This window comes from Gilliamella sp. A7 (genome assembly GCF_002142015.1).
GTDB lineage: Bacteria > Pseudomonadota > Gammaproteobacteria > Enterobacterales > Orbaceae > Gilliamella > Gilliamella apis_A.
Window position 1 is genome coordinate 22294 of record NZ_NASN01000015.1, and the last position, 14844, is coordinate 37137.

Sequence of the window (14844 nt, forward strand, 5' to 3'; positions counted from 1 at the left end):
GAACCAAAAATGACTAAGAAACCATTTTTATGGGGTGGCGCATTAGCAGCCCACCAATTTGAAGGCGGCTGGAATGAAGGGGGCAAAGGACCGAGCGTGGTTGATGTCATGACCGCTGGTGCTCATGGCGTTGCAAGACAAATCACTCAAGATATCGAAGCAGGTAAATTTTATCCAAATCACACTGCAATTGATTTTTATCATCATTATAAAGAGGATATTAAGTTATTTGCTGAATTAGGTTTGAAATGTTTACGTACTTCAATTGCTTGGACACGAATCTTTCCTAATGGTGATGAGTTAGAACCAAATGAAGCTGGTCTACAGTTTTATGATGATGTGTTTGATGAACTTATTGCTAATGGAATTGAACCGGTTATCACCCTTTCACACTTTGAAATTCCATTACATATTGCTCGTCATTATGGTGGATTTAGAAATCGTAAAACCGTTGAATTTTTCGAACGTTTCGCAATTAGTTGTTTTGAGCGCTACAAAAATAAAGTCAAATATTGGATGACGTTCAACGAAATTAATAATCAAATGGATACCAGTAATCCAATCTTCTTTTGGACTAATTCAGGTGTGCAAGTTAAACCTGGTGAAAATCCACAAGAAGTACTTTATCAAGTGGCACACTACGAATTACTAGCCAGTGCTAAAGCAGTGATTGCTGGTAAGAAAATTAATCCTGATTTTGAAATCGGTTGTATGATTTCGCATGTGCCAATCTATCCATATTCTTGTAATCCTGAAGATATGATGGCATCAGAAATTGCTATGCATCAACGCTTCTTCTTCCCTGATGTACATGTACGTGGTTATTACCCTGCTTATGCATTAAAAGAGTTTGAACGAGAAGGTTACAAACTTGACATCACTGAAGATGATTTAGCCTGTTTAAAACAAGGAACAGTTGACTACATCGGCTTTAGTTATTACATGTCAACAGTGGTAAAAGCTGATGCTAAAAATGAACATCGTGACAATATCGTCAATGGTGCGCTACCAAATGCGGTAGAAAATCCATACATTAAAAGCAGTGACTGGGGATGGCCAATCGATCCAGAAGGATTACGTTATACTCTTAACCGTTTATATGATCGTTATCAATTACCACTATTCATTGTTGAAAATGGTTTTGGTGCGATAGATGAACTAGAACATGATAACCAAATTCATGATAAACCACGTATTGAATACCTTGGTGCTCATATCAAAGCGATGCAAAAAGCGATGGATTACGATGGTGTTGATGTGATTGGTTATACAGCATGGGGAATTATCGACGTAGTATCTTTCACTACTGGTGAAATGAAAAAACGTTATGGCGTAATTTATGTTGATCGTGACAATGAAGGTAAAGGCAGCATGAAACGCTATAAAAAAGAATCATTTGAATGGTATAAAAATGTGATTAAGACTAATGGTCAAAGTTTAAAATAATCATTTAGCTATAAATTCAAAATAACAACCAAAGATCTGATTTATCAAAATGAAATCAGATCTTTTATCATTAACTATTCTCACCATAACCTAACACTAAAAAATAACTATTTGATCGTAAGTTAACAATCAAAATTGGAAAATTAGCTGTTTTTCAACTTGAGGATCTATTAAAGTGACATGAAAACCAATTAATCTTATACCTCGATTATTTCGTCTTTCTAACCACACTTTATAAGCCTGCTCAATCAGATCATCCTTATCCAATTTTGACCAGACATGCTCTTGGGTTGTCAGTTGAAAATCATCAAATTTAAATTTGACACCTTGCCTTGCAATCGATAAATCAGCACGAACTTTGCTTAATCTTTTTTCGAGTTCATCAAATAACGGATCAAATTGAGCTAAACACTCATCCCAACTATAAATATCATCAACTAAAGTACGCTCTACGCCTACGGATTTACGTTGTCTATCATTACAAACTTCACGTTCATCTATACCTTGACAACGTTCATATAAAATTCGACCAAATTTACCAAACTGATTCAGCAATTTTGTTAGGTCATAATTGACCACATCCTTACAAGTATACAATCCCAATTCAGTTAGCTTTTTCTCAGTTACTTTACCCACACCAGGAATTTTTTTTAGCGGTAACTGCTCAATAAAACTCCCTACTTGTTCGGGTGTAATCACATATTGGCCATTTGGCTTATTCATGTCAGAGGCTATTTTAGCTAAGAACTTAAGTGGTGCCACACCAGCCGAAGCAGTGAGTTCGAGTTCTTTATATATCGCTTGACGGATATCTTGAGCAATTAAAGTGGCAGAGCCGTGAAAAAGTTTACAATCAGTCACATCTAGATAAGCTTCATCAAGGGAGAGTGTTTCAATAGCTTGAGTATATCGTTTAAAGATTTGCTGAATTTGAGTAGAAACTTCTTTATAAACAGCATGCCGACCGGGGATAACTTTAAGATTAGGACAGAGCTTAATTGCCTGTGCCATGGACATAGCACTATGGACACCAAATTGACGAGCTAAGTAATTTGCAGTTGATACCACACCTCGCTTACGCGGATCCCCCCCTACCGCAATAGGAATATTGCGATAACGGGGATTGTCTCTCATTTCGACAGCGGCATAAAAACAATCCATATCGACATGAATAATTTTTCGCATAATAGATGTAATAGCATTAAAAAAAATAACTGTATAAATATACAATATCACACCTTAACTTTATCTGCAAATTACTCACTATTATTTAGTTAACTTATCAAAATCAGTTAAGCCTTTTTTATCATGAGGATCGCCAATCCAACGAATTGGTTGTTCAAATTTCGGATTTATTATACTTTTTTCTGGAGTATAGGATTTATAACTAAGCCCAGCTAAATCAGACCAAGTATGAATCAAGTCTTGAGTACTGAATTTTCTATTCACATAGGACTGATAGTAATTGGGATGACTAGCTAGCCATTTGGGTGATTGCCATAGCATGAATGGTACAGTATACATCACCTTAGTAGGTGCTTTTTCATTACGACCTAGAATATCATGCGGAGCGGTCTGATAAACATCTTCACCATGATCCGAAAAATACAACATAAAACCATTTGGTTGACTATCTTTAAATAAATTAAATAGATTAGTTGTTACAAAATCATTATAGGTTATCGCATTATCATAACTGTTATAAACCTTTAACTTATCATTATCCAGTTTAAATGCTAAATCTGATTTATTATTAAAACGCTGATAATCAGTACTTTGAGGATAGCGTAATTCATATTTCATATGCGTACCAAGCAAGTGAATGACGATAAATTTCTTTTCAGCAGGATCATGTAATACTTTTTTAAATGGTTCAAATACCGATGAGTCATATTGTCGTGAACTTTGATTACGATCATTATTCATGTAAAACTGTTCATCAGCTTGTTTAGAAAACATAGTCAACATCGTATTACGTTTTGTCATCGTCTGTTGATTAGTGATCCAAAAGGTTTTATAACCAGCTTGCTTCATAAGGTGAATAAGAGATGGTTTGCTAAGATATAAATCTGGATTTTGTTCATCAGCCAAAGTTAGGGCTTGCTGTAATATTTCAATAGTATAAGGTCTTGATGAAACCACATCATTAAACACAACAAAATCAGGATTATCTTGCTTAAATTGTTCTATCAACGGTGTAGTATTGCGTTCATAACCATAAATCCCCATACGATTACGTGTAGTCGATTCACCAATCACCAATACTAATGTTCTTGGTATATCACCATTAGCATCCGTTAAGTTTTCAAACTTAGGCAATGTTTGCAAATGATTTAAAATATTCTCCATATTCGACAATTGTGAACGATAAGCTAAATAATTATTGATCAATTGCCACGGCACTGTGGTTTCCATACGCGTTAACAAATGCTGAGTTGCTTGTTGAAACGACATTTTTTTTATTACAACACTAATACACAGCGGCATTAATGCATAAATAACAATGATTATCGACACTAACCATTTAGTCATATTTTTAACATAAATAGGTTTGACTTTAAGCCATAGAAAAAAACCAAGCAAAATATAAATTAGCAATACTATAACTAACTTAATGCTTAAATATTGAGAGATAAACTCATGTGATTCATTGTAATTGGACTCAGCCATTACAAAAAAGACACTCTGTGAAAATTCTTGTCGATATATGATAAAATAACCAATAGAAATTAAAGATAATCCCCCAATTATAATGCCATAAACAGTAGCAATTTTTTTTGTATAACGAGGGAAAAATAATACTGGTACTAGCCAAATCATGCTGTAAATAATTGAATCACGTAAGCCAATAAAATTAGCATGTCCAGACAAAGCAATATAGAGTTGCAAACTGCAAGAGAAGTAACAAAAAAATAAAATTACATAGATCAATGAAGGCCAATTAAAACTTACAGAATTATCTAACTTTTGCATAGCTACCATTATTCACCATTAATAATGGTCACTAAACTAACAAAAGCAGATTAACAAAACCTTAAGAGCAAATAAAAGCCCCCGAAAAAGTGGCTAAATAATATATAAACAATTTGGATAGATTAGATTTACGTTAATAATCAATATCACCATTTTTAGATCAAGAATTAAGCTTATTTTTTAAACTTCGCATAAATGCATAATCTACTTCAAGCGAATAACAGCCTTGTTGCCAATTTGAAAGATAATTAATTTGTTTTTGATTTAATTTTATAAAGATAGTGTTTGTATTTTTCTCTATAGTGCATTTTTTAATCGCTAGCGCCAACTCTCGCCGATCGCGTGTTTTCAACGGCTCACTGCTGGCTATAGCCTTTTCGTTCGCAAAGCTTTCTTCATGGCAATGTCGCTGAAACCACAAACTATAACTTTCATGATTATAAGCATACGGATAACTTACCCCAAATTCAGTTATATTAACGTTAGATAGCCGTTTTGCTAGTGACTAGTGTATTCAGTGGAAATGCACAGGTCGTTATCGGTTTGTTTTTAAGTGTTTTTAATTTTATTACCCGTACTTTAAATGGATAACCTAGCAATTCAGTTAATATATACACGCCTTGATTATATGCACGTAAAAACACCCCTTCTTTAAATCATAAAACACCTTCAAATTGTGATTGTTCTTCTAATTTTTGAATAAAATTCATTACTACCCTTTTTATTTGTAACAATTATACTAAAACTTTCTAATAGTAATATTAAGTTAAATATGTATTTATTCTTTGTAGACCGCTCGTAAAGACTGATTTTTTCCCAAACTTGTATTTGTCCTATCCATGCGTCAGCAGCAAACCGATCAGATAAGCCTGCAGCTATATCTGATGATACTGCATATTGATCTCTTGGATAAAACCAAAGTAATCCACTGTCCGGCTAGTCAGAATCGGGATAGCTATATTTAATTGACATCCCCGATTCACTAAATAATCCTCCACCAATATGACGCCAATAACGACCTCCATCCGAAAAAGATGGTTTTATGAGGAATAATTTATAAATAAAAGTTTCAAATGATAAGTACTTTTAACTAAAATCCATATTTTCGAAAATGCATTAACTATTATACATTTAACCGACTGTTTAATAACGTATTTCACTCCATGTATCAAAATCATCTACGAGAATTATCACTAAAATTCATCCACATTGTATTTTATTAATATTATTCTCTTATTGAATACATACGCCTCTTAGTTGTTGAGCGTAGGCCCAAACACCTATTTGCCCAATCCATGCGTCAGCAGCAAACCGATCAGACAAACCTTTAGCTATATCTGATGATACATCATATTGATCTCTTGTATAAAACCAAAGTAATCCACTTCTTGGCCAGTCAGAATCCGGGTAACTATACTTAGTTGACATTCCCCATTCACTTAACAATCCCTCACCTATCGTCCGAGTAAATGCATCCCATGCCAGTGGGTATTTCGTCCATGAAGCTGGTGCATTCGGGGAATTTGACATTTCTGCCCGTGAAGGTATATTTTGTTCCCCTCCACACAAATGTACTATTTGTTCATATGTATAATGATTATCTCCTTGACCATGTGGTACAGCCCAAACTCCTGATAAATTAAAGGAATAGACTTGTTCGGGTATTTGTTCACTATGCTTGAACTTCGCGGTTATAGTCACCAGTCCTATTGGTTTTTTTTTCAACATAACATTACCCGCTTTATCAACAACCACACTATCTTTAGGATTTGCGGAAACGTTATAATCAAAATCCTCTTGATGACCAGTCATAACTAATTGAAATTTCGCTCCTGGAAAACCAGTGGTAGGGAAATGAGGAGAAGCTGACACTTTAAAACCATTAATTGGATCAAAAACATTCGCATTATAACCACCACCGCAATAACTATTTCTTACTCTCGAATTATCAAAATTCCAACCTCTTGTCACTCTAAGATCTACAAAATCTTCATCCAAAGATAATTCAAATTCATTATCAGCATAACCCGTCAAAATACATTCTATCCTACCTTGGTATTCAATTGGACGGGCACTTCCCCATGTCATAGTAGGAAAAGTTATCATCTGATTTGGTTTTGCATAACAAATGTCAGGTTTAGCCATAATTTTATATTTTTGAGTGATATCAACATATTCGCTTTCATTAGGAACACCATATTCGGAATAGGTTTTTACTTTCGTTGTAATAGTTAAAGTTAACGGCATGGAAATGTCACTACCACAACCAATTATTTTTTCATTATTTTCGATTTTTATCCCTTTATTATCAAACCAACTATAGGTTGTTTTTTCTACGGTGAACGGAGTGTTATTGCGAATGCCATCACCATCGGTATCATCATAATTAGCCGTCACATCTAAATCATCCATTGCATAATCCTTAATAATAAAGTCCTTAATTGTTAAATTACCATCAAACTGATTGATTTGTGTGTCACTTAAGTTATTGGTATTTGAACTATATAAAACACCATTAACAGTAAAACCATGTTTTTTCGATGCCCCTTCAATATCGACAACTTTCGGTTTATTACCAATAATGACATTTATACTATGTGCTGTAAGTGCTAGGCTTTTTTGACTGACGCCTAAAAAGCATAAAATAAATAAAATATAAATAAACGGTTTAACCAGAGATAAACAAACGGATAATAATGAAGAATTTGTTAAAGAAAAAATACAACACATTGTATTTGCTATCAAATCTCCACCAGGTGAAAGCTGAACTAAACAGCGTTTTGTTTTTTTTGTTCTTTGGCTAAATTGATATGGACTAAGACTAGATATTAACTTGGATTTTCTGTGAAAAGATAAACTATCGAGAAAAAGTAAACTTGAATTGAGGTAATTAGCTGAAATTAAATTATAGGTTGAGCAGGTTTGGTGTTTGGTGTTTGGTGTTTTAAATTATAATGCATATTCGACATCCTGTCAATTAACTTTATGTTTAATTTGATATTTTATCTTCAATTGTTAGTTTGATTAACTAAATAATGATCGATAATCCTACTGAAAATTGTTTAAAATTATAAAGACATAAAAAAACCTCGCAACCACTTTTTGAGGCTAAATTGTTAAATTTTGTAAATATTATTAGTAAGATAACCAGCTAAATCACAGTTTTTAATTATTTAAAAAACTCTCCTCAACTTTTTCAACTTAAAATCCTAACTTTCAATACCTAATAACTCCGCTATCTTTTGATTTTCATTAAGCTGATTTGGTGCAGCATTAAAAATAATTTTTCCATTATCAATAACGAGGCAACGTGAGAAGTGGTTAAGAGAATCATCTAAATAATGCGAGACCATCATTAAAGTAAGGTTGAATTCGCTACAAACTTGATTAACAAGAGCCAGCATTTCAAAACGTAATGCTTGGTCAAGCGCAGAAAATGGTTCATCAAGGAGTAAAATTGGACGATGTTGTATTAAACAGCGTGCCAGTGCAACACGTTGCCGTTGACCTCCTGAAAGTTGTTCGGGATAACGTTGGTTAAAGCCTTCCAATCCGACACGCACTAATATGTCACCAATTATTGTCTGTTCTGCTCGGCTAAGTTTTAATAATGGTTTAATACCTAACGCTATATTTTGTTCGACGGTAAGATGGCTGAATAAATTATTGTTTTGGAATAGCATCGATACCGGTCGTTTACCCGGTAAAGTGGTAGTAACATTTTGCTGATTGAGAATGATTTGTCCGCCATTGGGAAAAATAAACCCGGCTATTAAACTGAGTAATGTACTTTTGCCTGCACCGCTTGGGCCAACAATGACCACTCTTTCTTTAGCGGCAATATTAAGCACAAAGTGCATGTTGAAGTTATCATATTGATACTCAGTATTTTGAAGTTCGATCATAATCCATAACAACCAATAAGCTAAATGATAAAATTAATAAAATTGCCGCTGTTACTATACTTTCTTTGTAATGATAATGCGATATCTGTTGATATAAATAATAAGGTAAAGTGGTGACTGACTGCCCACCAAATAAGGCAATTACACCAAAATCGCCCAATGACAATATGCCAGCAAATGCAAAACTCATTAATATTGTTCTTCTTAACCCTCTAAAATCAATTAGATAAAAGTGAGTTAAACCATTAATATTCAGTGATTGGGTAAGTCGCCAATATCGAGCGGTAATATCATACATTGGTACGGCAAGATTTTTTATAATAAATGGTAACGCCATCAATCCATTACAAACCATCATCAATAAGCAGATAAAAATGGCATTATTACTATAGTCAAATAGTAATAAAAATAATCCTGATGCCAATACCATACTTGGTATGGCTAGAATAAGTGATGCAATTAATAATAGTCCATTACTCAATCGAGGTTGTCTATTTATCAGTAATCGACTATTGGTCCAAAGTAATAGTAACCCCAGTATCATGGCAATAATTGATGAACCAAAAGCAATAATGATTGAAAAAAGTAAAGCTTGCTGTAATGAAAAGGTCAACAATGAGAATTGAAAGAAATAGATACCTTGAAACAGGATAGTCAGCATAGGTAACAATATAAATAATCCACCGATCAAAATTAGCACTGAACTAACAATTTTTAATCCTTTGGGTAAAGGTAAACGATAGTCTGTTTGAGTAAAGTTTACCGTTAATTTTTTATCGATTCTGTTTATCTTTTGCATTAATCCAATGAAGGCAATACAACAAACTAGTTGTAAACAGGCAAGTAATGCTGCTTGTAACAGATCAAAATCACGAATTGCTTGATAAATAGCAACTTCAAGCGTGGTATATTTAGGCCCGCCACCTAATGCTAAAACAATGGCAAAACTTGAAAAACATAACATAAAAATTAATGCCGCCATAGGTAATATTTGTCTACGCAGTAATGGCCATTCAATAATCTTAAAAAAAGTTACACTGGTAAAATTTAATTGTGCAGCTAAATGTTTTTGTTCAATAGGTACGCTTTGTAAGGTTTGATAAAATAGGCAGCAGGCATAAGGGAAATTCAGGAATACATGCGCCAATAAAATGCCTTGTAAACCATAAATTGAAAATGAGAATGGTATCTGTAATATTTGGCAGACACTAGATAATAAACCTTGTCGCCCGTAAACCGATAGTAAACCAGTCACAACAACTAGTGTTGGTAATATAAAGGTAATAGGCATCATCTTCAATAACAACTTTTTACCTTTAAAATCCACTAAAGATAATGCCTTAGCCATTAATATGGCTGCGATTAGTGATAATAATGTCGACAATACAGCTTGGTAAAAAGTTATCCATATAATATGCAATATGTAACTATCAAAATAGATGCTTAAATTTCCTGACTGCAAGGCAAATTTCCAGATAGCGAGAAGTGCTGAACTTAATATGATTAAAATTAAACTAGCAGCACTGATACCTGGTAATAACGATCTGAATTTTAACATTAATAATACTTAACTATTTACTTATTGCTGACTGCCACTCACGAATCCAACCTTTTTGATGTTTTTCAATCTCTTCCGGTGTAAATTCTAGCGATTTATCAATGGTATTAATTTGCTTATAAGCATCGGGTAGATCCGTCTTAATAATTGGATACATCACATTTTTTTCAGCAAATTGACGTTGTATCTCAGGTGTTAGCAAGTAACGTAAAAATTGTCGAGCTAAATCAGCTTTTTGGCTATATTTAATGATGCCAGCCACTTCGACTTGGCGATAGTGACCTTCAGCAAAAATCGCGGCGGCGTAGCTATGATTATTTTCATTAATAATATGTGCTATCGGCGATGTGCTATAACTTAATACCAAATCCGCCTCATCTTTTAAGAACATACCATAGGCTTCACTCCAACCTTTAGTTACTGTGACCGTATGTTTAGCCACTTGTTGCCATGCATTTGCCGCCTCGTCACCATAGACCTTTTTCATCCAAAACAATAAACCTAGTCCTGGAGTGCTGGTTCTAGGATCTTGATAAATGATTTTCCAATTAGCTTGGTTTTCGACCAATTCATGTAATGAATGAGGAGGATTTTTAATCTTATCTTGATTATAGATAAAAGCGAAATAGCCAAAATCGTAAGGAATAAAACTATCATCCCACCAATCAGTATTGAGGTTATCGGGTTTACTAATTTGATGCGGAATTAAAATATCCGCTTGCTTGGCTTGTGCTAATAGATTGTTATCTAATCCTAAAATAACATCAGCATTTGTTTTGTCGCCTTCAAGGCGAATGCGATTTAAAACAGATACACCATCCCCCAATGTGACAACATCAAGTTGGCAATTACATTGCGCTTCGAAGCCTTTTTTAATTGCTTCACCCGGCCCCCATTGTGACATAAATGAGTTGTAACTATAAACAGTTAGAGTTGGTTGTTGTGCATTTGCTAAATGACTAAATAGTGAAAATGAAAATATAACAGATAGTAAAAAGTTTTTACGAAACATTTTGCCTCCAAAGTAATGTGTAAAAGACAAAAGGTTTGAGTAGATATAATAACTCAAATCCCTCCGCTGGCATTATCCAGTTCAGGTTCGACGAGTTATGTCAGTTTTTCTGACACTCTCAGCCCTTCAGGGCACCCCGTTGAGAACGATGAATAGTTTAGTAGTAGCAAATAGAATTGTAAACAAGCGATGTGTTGATAAATACAAATTTATACAAATTAAAACACGGTAAGATTATAGGCAATCAGTGACAATTGTTGTGTTTGTCGGTATTATATGCCTCATTTTATGATTATTGATTAGGTACAATGTGAACATTCAACAACTATTAACGCAACGAGTTTCGCAAGCAATGATTATGGCTGGTGCAGATAAAAACTGTGATGCTTTAATCAAGCAATCAGCCAAAGTTCAATTTGGTGACTATCAAGCAAATGGTATCATGGCTACCGCTAAAAAATTGGGTATGCCACCACGCGCATTGGCAGAAAAAGTATTACAACATCTGGATATTGAAGATATTGCCGATAAAGTAGAAATTGCTGGACCGGGTTTTATTAATATCTTTTTAAAAAATAGTTGGATTGCCGAGCAGAACGAAGTAGCATTAAGTAGCGATAAATTGAATATCACCTTACCGGCTAAACCACAAACTATTGTGGTTGATTACTCAGCACCAAACGTAGCAAAAGAGATGCATGTTGGTCATTTACGCTCAACGATTATTGGTGATGCGAGTGTTAGAGTCTTAAATTTTCTTGGCCACAATGTGATTCGAGCTAATCACGTTGGTGATTGGGGAACCCAATTTGGTATGTTAATCGCTTACCTTGAAAAAATGCAAAACGAACAGGCCCACGATATGGATCTATCGGATCTAGAATCTTTTTATCGTGCAGCAAAAAAACATTATGACGAAGATGAAGTCTTTGCTGAAAAAGCCCGTAATTATGTCGTTAAGCTTCAAGGTGGTGATGAGTATTGCCGTGAAATGTGGCGAAAACTGGTTGATATTACCATGACGCAAAATATTGCCACATATAAACGACTCAATGTCACACTTTCACTAGAAGATACCATGGGTGAAAGTATCTATAACAGTATGCTTCCGGGCATTGTTGCCGATCTTAAACAGAAAAAATTAGCCGTTGAAAGTGAAGGCGCTATCGTTGTGTTTTTAGATGAGTATAAAAATAAAGAAGGCGAACCAATGGGTGTTATCATCCAAAAACGAGATGGTGGTTATCTTTATGCAACAACCGATATTGCTTGTGCCAAATACCGTTATGAAACGCTACACGCGGATCGTATTTTATATTATACCGATTCACGCCAACACCAACATTTAGAACAAGTTTGGGCGATTGTACATAAAGCAAAATATGTCCCAGAATCTTTAAAACTTGAACATCATATGTTTGGTATGATGTTAGGTAAAGATGGTAAACCATTTAAAACGCGTTCAGGTGATACCGTTAAACTAAATGATTTACTCGATGAAGCAACTGAGCGAGCAGCAACATTAATTAAAAGCAAAAATCCTGATCTTTCTGATACCGAGCTGGCTCAAGTGGTTGATGCAGTTGCCATTGGTGCGGTTAAATATGCTGATCTATCCAAAAATAGAACGACTGATTATGTATTTGATTGGGATAATATGCTGTCATTTGAAGGCAATACAGCGCCTTATTTACAGTATGCCTATACCCGTGTACTTTCAGTATTTAAAAAATCAAATATCAATGAAGACAATCTAGATGGTCATATCGATTTAGGTACTGAAAAGGAACGCGCATTAGCAATTCGTTTGAATCAATTTGATGAAACAATCACAACTGTTGCCGCCGAAGGTACGCCACATGTTCTTTGTGCGTATCTGTATGATATCGCTACCCTATTTTCAAGTTTTTATGAACACTGCCCTATTTTGGCCGCAGAAAATGAAAGTTTAAAAGTTAGCAGATTGAAACTGGCCTTATTAACAGCCAAAACGCTTAAAACGGGTTTAGATATGCTTGGCATTAAAACCGTTGACAAAATGTAAGCTTATTTGCCACCGATATGATTAAATATCGGTGGTTTTGTTGGTATTTAGTTATCCGCTTAGACATCAACCTGTTTAGCTATACAAATCGATAATCCATCAACCTGCTCCTTGGCAAAATTAGCAAATTCAACAAAATGTGGCGTTGTATTATGTAAGTCAATCGCCTGCTGTGATTGCCATGTTTCTACTACTATATAAATATTGGGATTCTCAATACTTTGATTCAGCTCATACCGAACACAACCATGTTCAGCTCGACTACCGATAACTAATCGTTTAAATATAGGTTTAAATGCTTCATGATACTCTGGTTTTATCGTAATGGTGGCAATAATGTTTAGTTGTGACATATTCTACCCTTATAAGTAAACTTGTTTTGTAATGATTGAAATCCTACTGTTAAGAATAAACAGCTTTTAATAATCATGCTAATCTCATTTTTTCGACCACTATACTTATTATTAAATAGTAAGTTAGGCATATGTAATTTAATAGTTTACTCTTTGAAATTATAAATAGACTTTTTTTAGTTTGAAAAATCTAAAAAATAATACTTTAACCTTTTCATTTATTTAAATATTTTTAAAATTAAAATACTTGATCTTAACAATGAATCCATTAAAATCTTTCCCACTTCGGAAAAATAATAAAGTGTAAACTTCCATGACAACTTGTGTTTTCATTGCTATAAGAAATATCCTAACAGGTTTATTTTGATCCTCCTTTTTGGGGGATTTTTTTTATCCATTTTTTATTAAAACTTAATAGTAACCAAATTTTAGAGGCGCATTATGACCGATAATAAACAAATGTTATCAACTAGTCGAGATCAGAGCTTGAAAGCATATTTGATGAACAAAATTAAACAAAATGGTGGTTGGGTTAATTCACATATGCATGCTGATCGTGCTTTTACTATCACTGTAGATAGTTTTGATGTCTACCAAAAACAGACTTTAATTGAAAAATGGGACACGCTTGATAAAGTGAAAGCAGCAATGACCGAAGATGATTATTATCGGCATTTTAGCATGGCGGTTGAACGCATGATTGAACAAGGTGTTACTGCCATGGGTTCATTTGTTGACATTGATCCGATTGCCGAAGAGCGAGCAATTAGAGGTGCGCTACGAGCTCGTGAAACATATAAAAACGATATTACGATTAAATTAGTCAATCAAACTCTTAAAGGAGTCATTGATAAAGAAGCCCGATACTGGTTTGATAAAGGTGCTGATTTAGTAGATATTATTGGTGGTTTGCCGCGTCGAGATGAGCGAGATCATGGTGATGGAATGGGATTAAAACATTTAGATGTGTTAATGCAAACCGGTAAAGCATTAGGCAAAATGGTACATGTCCATGTTGACCAGTTTAACTCATCAGATGAAATCGAAACCGAGCAACTTACTGATAAAACCATTGAGCATGGTATGCATGGTCGCGTGGTGGCTATTCATAGTATTTCAATTACCGCTCATAGTTTAGAATATCGTCAAAAACTCTACCAAAAAATGAAAGAAGCTAAAATGATGGTAATTGCTTGCCCATTTGCTTGGATCGATAGCCCGCGCCGTGAAGAACATGGCCCTACCCGCAATTCATTAACGCCAGTCGATGAACTTGCTGCCGCCGGGATACCTGTTGCTATTGGAACAGATAACGTCAGTGATTATATGTTACCTTTTTCAACCGGTAATATGTGGGAAGAGCTTAAATTATTAGTCACTGGCTGTCGTTATACAGATTTAGATAATGTGGTAAATGTTGCCACCAAAAATGGGCGTATGGTATTAGGCATTGAATAATTGTCTGATTAAAAATTTAACTGAGATTTAATCATCTTTAAAAATAAAAATCCCACCCAGAGAATAACTGAGTGGGATTATATTTATTGATTATT

At 34.4% G+C, this 14844-nt stretch carries 10 protein-coding genes and 1 riboswitch; of the genes, 3 read left to right on the forward strand and 7 right to left on the reverse strand.

The annotated features are described in order from the left end of the window. Window positions 1-9: 9 nt before the first annotated feature. Complete coding sequence (locus B6D18_RS05755) at window positions 10-1446, forward strand: 6-phospho-beta-glucosidase (RefSeq protein ID WP_086363574.1); 1437 nt, start codon at window positions 10-12, stop codon at window positions 1444-1446. A 129-nt stretch (window positions 1447-1575) separates the two neighbouring features. On the opposite strand, the gene dinB is transcribed toward B6D18_RS05755, so the two are convergent. The 6 genes from dinB to thiB all read right to left on the reverse strand — a co-directional run bounded on the left by dinB (window position 1576) and on the right by thiB (window position 10894). Further along, the gene (gene dinB / locus B6D18_RS05760; RefSeq protein ID WP_086363591.1) at window positions 1576-2631 is read right to left on the reverse strand and encodes a DNA polymerase IV; all 1056 of its coding nucleotides are present in this window, start codon (window positions 2629-2631) and stop codon (window positions 1576-1578) included. 81 nt (window positions 2632-2712) lie between these two features. After that, a complete protein-coding gene (gene cptA / locus B6D18_RS05765) occupies window positions 2713-4419 on the reverse strand; it encodes a phosphoethanolamine transferase CptA (RefSeq protein WP_086363592.1) in 1707 nt (568 codons plus the stop codon). Between the two features lie 1233 nt (window positions 4420-5652). Then, entirely contained in the window at window positions 5653-7149 is a 1497-nt protein-coding gene (locus B6D18_RS05775; RefSeq protein ID WP_086363576.1) for a hypothetical protein, read from the reverse strand. A gap of 479 nt (window positions 7150-7628) precedes the next feature. Beyond that, window positions 7629-8324, reverse strand: coding sequence for a thiamine ABC transporter ATP-binding protein ThiQ (gene thiQ, locus B6D18_RS05780; RefSeq protein WP_086363577.1), 696 nt, complete (start codon window positions 8322-8324; stop codon window positions 7629-7631). Beyond that, window positions 8302-9882, reverse strand: coding sequence for a thiamine/thiamine pyrophosphate ABC transporter permease (gene thiP, locus B6D18_RS05785; protein ID WP_086363578.1), 1581 nt, complete (start codon window positions 9880-9882; stop codon window positions 8302-8304). Before thiP ends, thiQ begins: the two co-directional genes overlap by 23 nt. A 13-nt stretch (window positions 9883-9895) precedes the next feature. Then, window positions 9896-10894 (reverse strand): thiamine ABC transporter substrate binding subunit, encoded by a 999-nt coding sequence (gene thiB / locus B6D18_RS05790; protein WP_086363579.1) that lies wholly within the window; start codon window positions 10892-10894, stop codon window positions 9896-9898. Between the two features lie 40 nt (window positions 10895-10934). After that, a riboswitch (TPP riboswitch) is annotated at window positions 10935-11043 on the reverse strand. A gap of 161 nt (window positions 11044-11204) precedes the next feature. Here thiB and argS point away from each other — a divergent pair. Beyond that, on the forward strand, window positions 11205-12938 hold the full coding sequence (gene argS / locus B6D18_RS05795; protein ID WP_086363580.1) for an arginine--tRNA ligase: 1734 nt from the start codon (window positions 11205-11207) through the stop codon (window positions 12936-12938). Window positions 12939-12997: 59 nt separating this feature from the next. On the opposite strand, the gene B6D18_RS05800 is transcribed toward argS, so the two are convergent. After that, window positions 12998-13291, reverse strand: coding sequence for a putative quinol monooxygenase (locus B6D18_RS05800; protein ID WP_086320186.1), 294 nt, complete (start codon window positions 13289-13291; stop codon window positions 12998-13000). Window positions 13292-13732: 441 nt separating this feature from the next. Here B6D18_RS05800 and B6D18_RS05805 point away from each other — a divergent pair, with 441 nt between their 5' ends. After that, window positions 13733-14749 (forward strand): amidohydrolase family protein, encoded by a 1017-nt coding sequence (locus B6D18_RS05805; RefSeq protein WP_216818874.1) that lies wholly within the window; start codon window positions 13733-13735, stop codon window positions 14747-14749. The last annotated feature ends 95 nt before the right edge of the window (window positions 14750-14844 follow it).

Excerpts from the sequence above, each read along its gene's own strand:
- B6D18_RS05755 (WP_086363574.1), top strand. The coding sequence starts at position 10 with ATGACTAAGAAACCATTTTTATGGGGTGGCGCATTAGCAGCCCACCAA.
- dinB (WP_086363591.1), bottom strand. The coding sequence starts at position 2,631 with ATGCGAAAAATTATTCATGTCGATATGGATTGTTTTTATGCCGCTGTC.
- cptA (WP_086363592.1), bottom strand. The coding sequence starts at position 4,419 with ATGCAAAAGTTAGATAATTCTGTAAGTTTTAATTGGCCTTCATTGATC.
- B6D18_RS05775 (WP_086363576.1), bottom strand. The coding sequence starts at position 7,149 with ATGTGTTGTATTTTTTCTTTAACAAATTCTTCATTATTATCCGTTTGT.
- thiQ (WP_086363577.1), bottom strand. The coding sequence starts at position 8,324 with ATGATCGAACTTCAAAATACTGAGTATCAATATGATAACTTCAACATG.
- thiP (WP_086363578.1), bottom strand. The coding sequence starts at position 9,882 with ATGTTAAAATTCAGATCGTTATTACCAGGTATCAGTGCTGCTAGTTTA.
- thiB (WP_086363579.1), bottom strand. The coding sequence starts at position 10,894 with ATGTTTCGTAAAAACTTTTTACTATCTGTTATATTTTCATTTTCACTA.
- B6D18_RS05800 (WP_086320186.1), bottom strand. The coding sequence starts at position 13,291 with ATGTCACAACTAAACATTATTGCCACCATTACGATAAAACCAGAGTAT.
- B6D18_RS05805 (WP_216818874.1), top strand. The coding sequence starts at position 13,733 with ATGACCGATAATAAACAAATGTTATCAACTAGTCGAGATCAGAGCTTG.